Genomic DNA, 13,191 nt, shown 5'->3' with positions numbered 1-13,191 from the left:
AATTACTCTATTCAATTAATTAACAGTTTTTTCAATTTATTTTCTTTACCTGAACGTAAACTGTTGAAACACAAAGGCTTACAGTTGTACGCTGAAAAAAAGTATTTTGACTAAAATGATGAATAAAACAGCAAAAGCTCTAGGGTCTGTTGATCTTTGCGGATTAAAATTTGTTCAAACTAGGGGCTATTTAATCGCGGCGCGAGGTTTGTAACCTAGTGGGCTAAGTAAAAACCGAGCAACAAAGAGTAAATAGCCCCTAGGAAGAACCCCTTGGGCAGCGCCTGTTTGGCATTAATGCTACGTTATCGCCCATTTATGGGGAATAACCACACTACATAGGCTCTGCCTTGCCTAAATACCAAACAGACTGCTGCAAATTCAACCTTGAAAGATCAACAGACCCTAGCGCTGTATCTATTTTCTGATGGGCATAAAAAAACGCAGCACAAATAGGCTACGTTTTTATTCAATTTGTAGAGGCTACATTATCAGTTAATCTAGCTAAAACTACTTAAATTTAAATCAAATTGTATAAGCGCTTCACTTAGCAACTTTAACAATTTGCTTGCCGGTAAAACCACCAGCAAGTTGTTTATTAAGCGCTTGCGATACTGACTCAGCACTAAAGTCTACGGGCGTTATTTCTGGGTGTTTAATGTCGCCACTAACAGCTCCTTCAAGTAACAGGTTGCCCATAAAGCTCAAGCGTTGTTGTGCACATAAACTATTAGCAAGCCATGCACCACCAATCGATACAACGCTAATATTTGGCGCTCGGTGATACATTAAGTCTTGATCAAAACAAGGGAGTGGATTTAAGCAGGCAATACGTCCGCAAAAACGCATTAACTCAATATTACGCTGAGTACACTCACCACCTATCGTATCAATAACCGCATCAAAGCCTTGCGGACCAAGTTCTCTGCGGATTTTTTCGCATAGCTTTTTATCGCTATAGTCAAAAATCACATCAGCGCCTAGCTGCTTAACCAATTTATGGTTACGCTTTGATGCCGTGGTAAATACATCTGCACCACGCTGTTTTGCATATTGAATAGCAAACTGCCCTACCGCTCCGGCTCCGCCTTCAATAAAAATAGTATCGCCTTCACTAATACCTATTTTATCTAAGCTGATAAGTGCTGCCATACCGGAGCATGGAAGTGTAGCTGCAATGGCGGGATTTAAACCGCTTGGCACAACCGACACTGCAAAGTTAGGTACTTTGGTGTATTCGCTCAAAGCACCTTGCTCACCAATGTTGGCATGCCACATAACCCGCTCGCCAACATTTGGAAACACACCTTTATTAGCTTTAACCACAACACCTACGGCATCTAAGCCTAAAATGTGTGGATACTGCCATTTACAAAAGCCTGTTTTAGCAAATTGACCATCAACTGGATTTAAACCAACGTACTCTACTTTTACAAGCAGCTCGTTATCTGCACAGTCTGGAACAGGCAGCTCAGCATCCGCTAAGTTAATTGCTTCATTTGGTTCTGGCAGTACAATAGCGCGCATTGTTTGCGGGATAATGTATTCATGTAAATTTTCAGTATTTGGCATCAATATAACTCTACTTATTAGTGTCGTTTAACGCATAACTCCATTGGCCATTAAATGACTGGTAAGCATTTACTTTGGCAAGCAGTGAAGAAATTGTTGTTTCAACAGCATTTTCTTGTGCTATTAAAACATCCTGACGCGCATCTAACAACTCAAGGTAAGGAATTTGACCTTCTTCGTACATTGCTTGTGCTTGTAAAAATGCTTTATTAGCAAAGTCATAGCGCTCATCGGCAAAGCGTTTTTGCTGTGCTTGATTGACCAACAATTGCAGTGAAAGTTCACTTTCACTTAGTGCAGTTAATACTACTTGTTGATAATCGCTGTAAGCGGCTTCACTTAAAAACTGCTGCGCGTCGCGCTGTGCTAATAATGCTGGGTAGCTTAATAACGACCATTGCAACTGCGGCGCTACTTGCCACTGCTGATCGGTATTTTTTAAGCCTGTGCTGTCTATACTCACAACCCCTGCAAAAGCAGATAAGCTAATATCGGGTAATAACGCTTTGCTAGCTGCAACACTTAAACTATTTGCTTGGCTAAAATCAAACAATGCACGGCTAATATCTGGACGTAAGGCAATGGCATTATTAGCGTTTTTTAGTGCTACGCTAAAGTCACGTTCAAGCACACCTTGCTCGTTTTCAATAGCAATATTTTGCGCTAACTTACCGCTTAGTACTGCAAGAGCAGATAAATCGCTGTATTTTGCATACTCAATAGCAGGCATTAATGCTTGTTGCTGCCTAAGCTGCGCCATCGTACGGTTTAAATCAAGCTCGTTTGCAACACCTTCGTCAACTCGGGCTTGAAGAACGTCAATACTTTGCTCAAGCGCTTCAATTTGAAGTGTAACAATGTGTTGTTTTTCAACATTACCTTGATAACTTACAAAGCCTTTAACAACTGACGATACTACTTCAATTTGCAGTAAACGTACTTGCTCTGCTTGGCTCATGGCCGATGCATTTGCAGCATCAACCAACGCCGTTATACGACCAAATAAATCTAGTTGCCAATCAAGTGCAACGTTTGCACTTGATTGGCGGTCAAACACGTTTGGTGCATCGCTTCGAGCTGCGCCAACATTTACGCCACCTTGTGGTAGGTATTGGGCTTTTTGCTCTCCTAATCGTGCTAATGCACTTTTAAGTGTTAATTGGCTAGTTTTTAAATCGTAGTTATTTGCAAGTGCCTGAGTTACCAGCTGATTCAATTGGCTTGATTCAAGCCCTTTCCACCAGCTTGTTTCGTCAGCGCCAGTAAGCTGCTCAGCAACGGCTGCTTTTGCAACAAACTCATTAATTGCGTTTTGCTCACTGAGCGTATCTATTTTGCTCGCACAGCCTGATAAAAACGCAGCCACCAATACAGTACTTATTGTTAAGCGTGTTTTTAGCGTTTTATTTGCTAACTTATTCATGTGGTAACTCCTGCGCTTTTTCTTTTTTATTTACTACAAGCATATAAAATACCGGTGTAAACAATAAGCCAAACACGGTTACACCAATCATGCCTGAGAACACGGCATTACCCATTGCATGGCGCATTTCGGCTCCTGCGCCGGTTGCCAATACAAGCGGTATAACACCAGCTGTAAACGCAATTGAGGTCATTAATATTGGGCGCAGGCGCATACGACACGCCGCTAATATGGCATCAAAATGTGATAATCCAGTCTCATTTTGATCTTTCGCAAATTCAATCATAAGAATCGCATTTTTGGATGCCAAGGCAACTAATACGATTAATGCTATTTGCGTAAATATATTGTTGTCTGAACCTACAAACCACACACCAAGTAACGCTGAAAATATGGTCATTGGCACGATTAAAATAATAGCCAATGGTAAACGCAAGCTTTCATACTGAGCAGCAAGTACCATAAATACCAGTAGCACTACCAGTGGGAATACATACACCATGGTATTACCCGCAAGTACTTGTTGGTAAGTAACCTCAGTCCACTCGTATTCAATACCACTTGGCAAGTTATCAGCAAGGATTGCTTCAATCGCCAGCTGTGCTTGATCTGAGCTGTAACCCGGCGCTGGGCTGCCGTTAAGTTCTGCACTTGGGTAGCCGTTGTAATGCATTACACGGTCAGGACCAATTGTTGGTGTAACCGTTAATACTGAACCTAATGGCACCATGTTACCCGCGCGGTTTCTTACTTTTAAATTAAGGATTTGGTCAGGGTCTAAACGGTAATCAGCATCTGCTTGCGCATTTACCTGGTACGTACGACCAAACAAGTTAAAGTCATTTACATACACCGAACCCAAGTAAATTTGTAATGCATTAAATACTTCATCAAGTGGAATACCCTGAATTAGTGCTTGTTCGCGGTCTACATCTATATCCATTTGTGGTACTTGAATACGAAAACTTGAGTAAAGCCCCATTAACGCAGGATCTTGCTGTGCTTTACCAATAACCGTTTGCAGGCTATTAAATAACGCTTCGAATCCTTTGTTTGATCGGTCTTCAATTTGCAACTTAAAGCCACCTGTTGTGCCTAAACCTTGAATTGGCGGTGGTGGGAATACCGCGACAAATGCTTCATCAATTGCGGCAAACCGTTGGTTTAGCTGCGCGGCAATAGCCATTGCAGATTTACTTGGATCGGCGCGGTCTTCAAACGCATCTAAAGGTGTAAAAACAATACCGCTGTTAGGGCTATTGGTAAAACCATTTACCGACAAACCAGGAAAAGCAACCGTATGCGCAACACCCGGAACATCTAAGGCAATTTGCTGCATTTGTCTTAATACATCTTCAGTGCGGTCAAGGCTTGCTGCGTCTGGTAACTGAGCAATCGCCACTAAGTATTGCTTATCTTGTTGTGGAATAAAGCCACCAGGTACGGTATCAAACAGTTTAATTGTACCGCCAACCAGTGCAACATAGGCCACCATAGCAATTAGGCTTAGGCGAATTAGCTTTTTAACCAATTTTTCGTAGCCCTTTGCGCCACGGTCAAATATGCGGTTGAATGGTTTAAATAACCAACGACCAAATAATTTATTTAGTAAACGTGTAAATGCATCTGGTTTTGCATCGTGCGATTTTAATAACAGCGCTGCTAATGCAGGTGAAAGTGTTAATGAATTAAACGCTGAGATAATAGTCGAAATTGTAATTGTAAGTGCAAATTGCTTATAAAACTGACCAGACAAACCCGTAATAAAGGCGGTTGGAATAAATACTGCACTTAATACCAATGCAATAGCAATAATAGGGCCGGTTACTTCGTTCATAGCAACGCGGGTGGCTTCAAGTGGTGATAAACCTTGCTCTATATTACGCTCAACGTTTTCTACAACTACAATCGCATCATCTACAACAATACCGATGGCAAGTACTAAGCCAAATAACGATAAGGTATTAATCGACACACCCAACCACTGCATAACAGCAAACGTACCAATAAGTGAAATAGGCACAGCAATAAGCGGGATAATAGACGCACGCCATGTTTGTAAAAATACAATAACTACAATTACAACCAGTACAATGGCTTCAAGTAACGTTGCAATTACTGCGTCAATCGAGCCGCGTACAAATACAGTAGGATCGTAAACAATGTCGTATTTAACCCCTTCAGGAAAATCTTTTGATAAACGCGCCATGGTTTCGCGCACTTGATCCGAAAGCTCAATAGCATTAGAACCTGGGCGCTGAAATATAGGCATTGCGAGCGCTGGTTGAGTGTCTAACTCTGCGCGCAGTGAGTAAGTATCTTGCCCTAATTCAACACGTGCAATATCAGATAAACGTGTTAACTGACCTTCATCGCCTACTTTAATAATTACTTGTTCAAACTCTTCAATACTATTTAAACGCCCTTTCACATTTAATAGTATTTGGAATTGGCTGTCGTTTGATACCGGCTGAGCACCTAAGCTACCTGCGGCCACTTGTTGGTTTTGCGAACGAAGCGCAGTTACAACATCGGTTGCTGTTAGCTCACGTGCTGCTAATGCATCTGGGTTTAACCACACCCGCATTGAGTATTTACCCGCACCAAATAAGCGAATGTCGCCTACACCAGGTAGTCGTGCAATTTCGTCTTTAACATACAAATCGGCATAGTTAGATAAATACGCGGTATCGTGTGTTTTTTCTGGCGAATATAAATGCACCACCATGGTTAGATCCGGTGATGACTTTTCGGCTACCACGCCTAAACGTTGTACTTCTTCTGGCAAACGCGGCAATGCACTGTTTACACGGTTTTGTACTTGTACTTGAGCACGGTCTAAATCGGTACCCAATGCAAATGTTACCGTTAGGGTCATACGCCCATCGCTGGTTGCTTGTGAAAACATGTACAACATGTTTTCAGTGCCGTTTATTTCTTGCTCCAGTGGTGTTGCCACTGTTTGAGCAATAACCGTTGGGTTAGCACCGGGGTAACTTGCTGTTACAACTACTGTTGGTGGAACAACTTCTGGATATTCACTGACCGGTAGCTGAAATAAAGAAATGCCACCTGCAATTAAAATAACTAAAGACAACATAGCCGCAAATATCGGCCGTTGAATAAAAAAGTGTGAAAATTTCATCAATAAACCTTATTGCTTAGCCACTAAGCGTGATTCGTCATTAGAGAGTGTGAATGCAACATCACTGCTGTCTATTGTCACTGTGTTTGGTGCAATTGGCATACCAGGGCCTACGCGAGCAGGACCATTTACGGCAATCACATCACCTTCAGACAAACCCGATGTTACTGCGCGAAGCGAACCATAACGCTCACCCACAGTGACTAATTTGTACTGCAATACGTTGTTTTCGCCAACGGTTAATACAAAGCGATTTTTTAAATCAGTGCCGATTGCTCTGTCTGGCACAATAATTTGTTCACTAATTGAATTAGCCGCTAATTTAATACGCGCAAATGACCCTGAACGAAGTTGGTTATTATCTTCGTCAAATACAGCGCGCACACGCAAAGTACCCGTAGAGGCATTAATTTGGTTATCAATAAAGTTGATATACCCTTTGTATGCAAAGTCGTGTTGCCCTACTTTTTGCATAACAACAGGCTGGCGGCTAGCGGCTGTTACATTACTAAAAGCACTATTCCAAGTGCGTTCATCAATATCAAAGTATGCATACATTTTTTCGTTAGAAACAATGCTTGTTAATACACTTTGACCCGCAATAATATTATTACCTCTAGTAATGTTTGCACGCGAAATAACACCATCAATTGGCGATACAATTGACGTAAATTCTAAATCTAGTTCGGCTGATGTAAGCTGTGCTTGCAAAGCAACAAGCTGTGCTTCACGTTGGCGTAAAACAGATGTACGAGATTCAGCCTGCTCAGTAGAGATTGCTTTACGCTGTGTTAAACGTACCGCGCGTTTAGCTTCACTTTTTGCTTGTTCTAATGCAGCTTGTGCACTGTTAATTTGTGCTTCAAGGCTTGCTACCACAGCCGCAAATGGGCGCTCATCTAACTTAAATAATAGGTCGCCCTTTTTAACATTGTCGCCTTCATTAAATGCAATGTGATCAATAACACCTGACACGCGTGGCATTAATGCCACTTCTTGAGGAGACTCTAAACGCGTTGTATAGGTGTGCCAACTCTGTACTGGTTTAACAAGTACCGTTGCAACATCAATTGGTTGAAGATGTTGCGCCTGAGCTGAAGGTGGTGTGCTTTCGTCAGCACAACCCGCAAGTGTTAATAATGCGCCAGCGAGTGCAGCAGCAATTAAATGTTTTTTCATGAAGACGCTCCTTTTATAATTAGTGTTGCATAGTACGTATTAAACTTGCGGACAAAAAGCATAGATTTTTAAATTCATTAGTGCCAAAATGGCATCAATAAATTAATTAGGATGTAATAATGGATACGACAAGTCGGCTTTTGATGTTGCTTGAGGTGGTAGAACAAGGCTCTTTTGCCAAAGCGGCTGAAATTCGCAACATTGACCGTTCTGTTATTTCTAAGCAAATTAGTCGCTTAGAAGACGAACTCGGCGTTAGGCTACTTAATCGCACGACTCGCTCATTTTCACTCACTGCTGCAGGCGCAGAAATGATAAAAAAAGCCGCTGAGCTAAGAGAGCTGCTTGGTGAAACAGTGCGCATGGCTGAAAACTACCATTTAGAGCCCCGAGGCGTATTAAAAATCACATCATCAACCTTGATCGGACGCCGTTACTTGCAACCGGTACTGAATAACTTTCAAAAACGCTTTCCTCAGGTTGAGGTAGAACTTCGTTTAGATGATAGGCTCGTTGATATTGTGTCCGAAGGCTTTGATTTAGCATTTAGAGTTGGCGAGCCAAAAGATTCATCGCTTATTGCTCGTAAAATTGCGCGTAACCGACTATTGATTGTCGCAGCACCTGAGTTTATAGAGACTTATGGGATGCCTAAAACAATGGAAGATTTAGCCGATTTGCCCGCAGCAAGCTATGCTAGCAATTCTATAAGGGTTGAAGGAGTCGATTACTACAATAGTAAAGGTGAGCCTTGTGAGCAAAAAATAAAGAGCGTATATCGTGCAAACGATGCGGAAGTACTCCTAATGAAAGCAATTTCAGGCACGGCCTATTTTGTAGCACCCGCATTTATAATTGGCAATGAAATCACAGATGGTAAATTAATTCCGCTCTTAACGGATATAAAATTGATGGAATACAGTGCTATGTATGCTGTTTACCCACATCGTGACTTACCTGTGCGAACGCGATTGTTTTTTGATGCGGTCCGAGAGTACTTAGGAAAAGATAAACCAATTTGGGAAAATGGCATTCCTAACTTTGAACAAATGTATTAAACTAAGTTGAGTAGAGTTTTCTTCAATACGTTAACCATATACTTTATTGCGCCCAAGGCGTTTTGCTTTATAGAGTTCTTTATCTGCTAAGTTCACAAATTCAAGAAGAGTTTGACCATTTTTGTATTCAGTTACCCCAATACTGATGGTTAAATTAATCACTTTACCGTCGATGTCTATATTAGTGGTTTCAACTATCGATCTTAGCTTTTCTGCAGCGGCAAACGCATCATCAGCGTTTTTGAATGAGCTAAGAAGTGCAAACTCCTCGCCTCCGACTCTAAATACATACCCTTTAGCGAGAGTCACTCTTAACAATGCAGCAATTTCTACGAGTACTTTATCGCCAACATCGTGACCATATTTATCATTCACTTGTTTGAAAAAATCTAAATCTAATAAAAACAAAAAAAGTTGAGATTTATCTTGTAGTTCCACTTCAAAATAATGGCTCATTGAAAGTCGATTGCCTGCTCCTGTTAATGGATCAAGTAATGCTAAGTTTTTTAATCGTTTAGAAGAATGTGCCCTACTCACTTCAAAAATATGTGATACTGCCCATATACTTATGTACGTGAGTGATAAATTTAAGCTTAGATTAAATGTGGTAAAGGGGAGCAATGGCGACTTTTCGAATAAGATAATACTTTGCAGACTAAGTAAGGACGCTGATAAAATTACCCCTGGGTATTTACCAAGCAGAAGATAATATAAAATGGGGAGCGCAAATGACCAAATGAATACACCATTTTTAGGCGTTGCTATGTAAGTTCCAAACACCACTATTAATGTAATAAGCGCGCACATTACAATCGATTGCCAAACTTGAAGAGCTTGTTTACCTAAGCGAATAAAAGTGTACAAACAATATAAAGAAAAACATATTTCTAAATAACCAAGTGTATAAAAGTTGTTTACTGTTAAATTAAAGGCAGAAAAGATTGCAGATAAGCTGCCAAAGCAGAAGCACATCCACCTAAGTACATTCCATCTCAGAACTTTAGTACTATTAAGAGCTGCGATATCCATTCATAAAACTTAATAATGAAATAAAAATCCAGTTTAACGTGAAAAATAGAGATAACAAGCTTTACAAATATAAAATTCTGAGTATTAGTACTGTTTTTAGTAAGTTAAGTTAGGGCGTGTTGACCTTTGGTGGGTGAATTTGCAGCAGTGTGTTTGGTTTTTAGGGAAGGCAGAGCCTATGTAGTGTGGTTATTCCCCATCAATAGGCGATACCGCAACATAAATACCAAACACGCGCAGCCAGTTGGCTCATCCTAAGAGCGATTTATTCCTTGTTGCATACATAGATGTAACAAGGAAAGTAACGCAGAAACTGTTACCAAATTCGCAAACTTCACGCTGCGATTAAATCGCCCTTCCATAGTAATAAAAAAACACTTTATTGCTGCGGGCTTATTTATACTTAAAAATCAGCTAGCCACCCAACATCGATAAATTAGTCGTAATACCCGTATTACCTTGTTGCAATAAGTGGGATGGCTTTTTAGTTTTAATATAGCGCGATAACAATGCGATTAACGCTTCGTTTGAATCGCTGTTCATATGCTCTCTTAGAGAGATGCCCTCTTCAGAGAATAAACACAAATGTAAATTACCTAACGAAGACACCCTTAATCTATTGCAGGTACTACAAAAGTCGTTGCTATAGGGCATTATTAAGCCAATATTACCTTGATAATCTGGGTGCGAAAACTCTTGCGCGGGGCCCGCTGAAGCACCTTGAATGATACGTTGCCACCCTTTTTGCAATAACTTGGTTTTTATTGATTCACCTGAGAGATGGTTTGCATCAAAAAAATCTTTATTATCGTTTGTCTGCATCAATTCAATAAAACGAATAGTGACAGGTCGGTGTTTAAGCCAACTTAAAAAGGTGTCTAGCTCTGAGGCGTTATATTGTCTCATCAGTACACTATTTATTTTTACTGACGAAATACCGCTATCAACCGCTGCATCTATACCACGCATCACAGACGCAAATTTATCGTGCCCTGTAATTGAGTTGAACATACGTGGATCAAAGCTATCAATACTCACATTAATGGCACTTAAGCCGGCATTTACCCAATCATTAATGTTTTTTTGTAAAGAAAAACCATTTGTGGTCGCGGCGATTTGACTTATACCAGTTGTGTCTTTTGCTGCGCGGATGACATCTATAAAGTCTTTTCGAAGCGTTGGCTCCCCGCCGGTAATACGTACCTTTTTAATACCATGATGAGCAAATGCTTTAATTGTATTACTTATTTCATTAAGCGAAAGAAAGTCTCGGTCGTGGTCACATTGATAACCATTTGGTAAACAATAAACACACTTAAAATTACACACGTCGGTAATTGATAAACGTAAGTAACTAAATTCTCGTCCTGCTGGATCGACTAACATAACTAAACCTTGGGTATAACTTAAGTATATTTATTACATGTTAAAGAGGTCGCATTAAAATACAAACCTCTTACACATATACTGCTTTTACTGTTTTATATTGACAAGCCCTTTTTAAGCTCATCTGGTTTCATAGGTAGGTTTCGTAAACGAACGCCAACCGCATTAAACACAGCATTACCAATCGCGGGGGCGATACCAATAACGCCCGGCTCACCTAAACCAACCGGAAACTCGTCACTTTGTATAAATTCAATATCCATATCCGGTACATCTTTCATTCTAAGTGGTAAGTAAGTATTAAAGTTGGTCGCTGAAACCTGTCCGTTTTGATACGTATTTGATTCATGCAACGCAAGGCTCGTTCCCCAAAGTGCAGACCCCTCTAATTGCGCTAACGCGCCATCAGGATGAACTATTAAACCTGCATCAACAACAATATACAGCTTTTTAAGGGTAATTTTTCCATTACCACGATTTACATGCACATGTGCCGCTGTAGCAATCCATGCAGGCATTGTACGTTCTTGCCCTGAACTCGCTGAAAAGCCGATACCTTCACTTTCACCTAACTTAATATTGGCTACTTTTTCAGATACTTTTGTAAGTACGTTATGCAAGCGTGCTGCCCCGCCGATACTCTCTGGTGCTTTACCTGCTTGCTTGCCTTTTGCATCTAGCATTTCAAGGCGAAAAGCAACAGGGTCTTTCCCCTGTTTGTGTGCAACCTCGTCAATGAACGATTCAAGGCTCCACGCAATCCAACCTGGCCCAACCGAGCGTAACCATCCTGGAATGAATGTGCTTTGTACAAGCTCATTATTAATGGCTCTTGCGCGATGGCTGTTCATGCTATACCAATGATCGGCACCCGATGCAGAAAACGCGTCAAACTTGCCTTTTCCATCAACACCTAGGGATAAAAACCCCGGTGCCATTGCTTTGGTTGGCCAACCCGCAGCAAAAGCATGTTCTAAGCCCGTGAAAACGCCGTTTTTATCAAACGATGCTGTCATTTTTGCAACAGAAGCTGAGCGTGATTGGTCAAATAAGCTGTCATCAGCTCGAGTAAATACAAGTTTTACAGGTTTGCCTACTGCTTTAGCTGTAAGGGCTGCGGGTACAGTCCAATCACCAAATAATCTACGACCAAAGCCACCACCTAAATAATAAGGGCGAATAATCACTTTCTCTTGCGCTACTTCAAGTGCTTTAGCTATCGCAGGTAGTGTTAGCGACTGCCATTGATTACCGGTATGGATAATCCAATTTTCATCTTTATACTGAGCAAGGGCATTTAAAGGCTCTAATTGGTAATGGCTAGCGGTCGCTGTGGTATACATTGATTCAAGTAATTCTTTGGCATCGCTTTGCGTTTTCTTAATATTGCCTTCATCAACAAATAAAGTGCCTGAATCGGTTTGCTCACACAAACGTATACCCTCTTTTTGAATATCAGACTCAGTTACGTTTGCTGCGTTACCTTTTTTATACTTAACCTTTAGTACATCAACCGCTTTAATGGCACTGGGGTAGTTATCAGCAAGTACAACAACCCACCCTTCTACCGTATTACTCGGGTCGGTTAAAATCTCATAACCTTTGTACCCTTTAATCGCTTTTGCTGCTGTGTCATCAACACTTATCACTTTGCTGCCAAACCGTGTTGGCGGAATTACTGGACGAGCATAGAGCATCCCCTCAACTTCTACGTCAATACCATACACAGCAGTACCATTGGTTTTAGCTGGTATATCAAGCGCTTTAAAATCTTGTTTAAGCCCTGTTAAATGACGTTTATTGGCAGGTTTTAGTGGTAAAGTAGCAACTTCTTCACTTGTAAAAGTACGATTAAACTCACCTTTTTTAACTAAATCAGTATAACTAACAGATTTATCGCCAGAGATTATATACCCTTTTTCAGCGTGGCATGTATCCACAGCCACACCCAGCATTTTTGCGCCTGCTTCTATTAGCGCAATTCTACCAGCGGCACCTGCTTGGGATAGTGGTTTAAAGCTTTGAAAAACCGACCACGAACCGCCAGTTACCATATAACCCCATTTTTCATGGGTATCTACATACGTAATTGATACTTTTTCCCAATCACATTCCAGCTCATCTGCAACTATACGCGCTAATGCAGTGCCTATATGTTGACCCATTTCAGCCTTTGCAATGCTTACTTCAACGCCACCTTCGGTGTTCATTGTCCACCAAATTGTAGGAGAGAATGCTTGCTGAGCTATTGATTCTTTAGCGCTTAGCGAGCCCGAAAAAAATGCTGGAGCAAACGCCATAACCAAACCTGCGCTTGCAGTACCAATCATGAACGAACGGCGGTTTAAATTAACGGTTTCACTATTTTTTTGAAATAATTTTTTCATTATTAGCTCCAG

Annotated in this window: 8 protein-coding genes; 1 reads left to right on the top strand and 7 read right to left on the bottom strand. The window is 40.9% G+C overall.

Translation table 11 applies throughout. The features are described from left to right. Positions 1-543: 543 nt before the first annotated feature. Genes LOS73_RS06370 through LOS73_RS06355 form a run of 4 tightly spaced genes read right to left on the bottom strand, consistent with a single transcriptional unit; the run spans position 544 to position 7,319 of the window. Positions 544-1,572, bottom strand: coding sequence for a zinc-binding dehydrogenase (locus tag LOS73_RS06370; protein ID WP_149603630.1), 1,029 nt, complete (start codon positions 1,570-1,572; stop codon positions 544-546). 10 nt (positions 1,573-1,582) lie between these two features. Further along, positions 1,583-2,995 (bottom strand): TolC family protein, encoded by a 1,413-nt coding sequence (locus LOS73_RS06365; protein ID WP_457934689.1) that lies wholly within the window; start codon positions 2,993-2,995, stop codon positions 1,583-1,585. Then, a complete protein-coding gene (locus LOS73_RS06360) occupies positions 2,988-6,140 on the bottom strand; it encodes an efflux RND transporter permease subunit (protein WP_007375508.1) in 3,153 nt (1,050 codons plus the stop codon). The genes LOS73_RS06365 and LOS73_RS06360 overlap by 8 nt, the downstream gene beginning before the upstream one ends. 9 nt (positions 6,141-6,149) lie before the next feature. Continuing rightward, positions 6,150-7,319, bottom strand: coding sequence for an efflux RND transporter periplasmic adaptor subunit (locus LOS73_RS06355; RefSeq protein WP_457934688.1), 1,170 nt, complete (start codon positions 7,317-7,319; stop codon positions 6,150-6,152). A gap of 119 nt (positions 7,320-7,438) precedes the next feature. Between LOS73_RS06355 and LOS73_RS06350 the strand changes: the two genes are divergently transcribed. Beyond that, complete coding sequence (locus tag LOS73_RS06350; RefSeq protein WP_008134313.1) at positions 7,439-8,377, top strand: LysR family transcriptional regulator; 939 nt, start codon at positions 7,439-7,441, stop codon at positions 8,375-8,377. Positions 8,378-8,407: 30 nt separating this feature from the next. Here LOS73_RS06350 and LOS73_RS06345 read toward each other — a convergent pair whose 3' ends face one another. From LOS73_RS06345 to LOS73_RS06335, 3 genes are all read right to left on the bottom strand, one after another. Further along, the gene (locus LOS73_RS06345) at positions 8,408-9,406 is read right to left on the bottom strand and encodes a GGDEF domain-containing protein (RefSeq protein WP_033015114.1); all 999 of its coding nucleotides are present in this window, start codon (positions 9,404-9,406) and stop codon (positions 8,408-8,410) included. A 414-nt stretch (positions 9,407-9,820) separates the two neighbouring features. After that, positions 9,821-10,792, bottom strand: a complete 972-nt coding sequence (gene moaA, locus LOS73_RS06340) for a GTP 3',8-cyclase MoaA (RefSeq protein WP_007375513.1) — start codon at positions 10,790-10,792, stop codon at positions 9,821-9,823. A 95-nt stretch (positions 10,793-10,887) separates the two neighbouring features. Further along, the gene (locus LOS73_RS06335) at positions 10,888-13,179 is read right to left on the bottom strand and encodes a molybdopterin cofactor-binding domain-containing protein (RefSeq protein WP_457934687.1); all 2,292 of its coding nucleotides are present in this window, start codon (positions 13,177-13,179) and stop codon (positions 10,888-10,890) included. Positions 13,180-13,191 lie beyond the last annotated feature (12 nt).

Source organism: Pseudoalteromonas sp. SCSIO 43210, assembly GCF_054133285.1.
The sequence above is the reverse complement of the archived record's forward strand: the minus strand, read 5'-3'. Positions and strand labels throughout refer to the sequence as shown.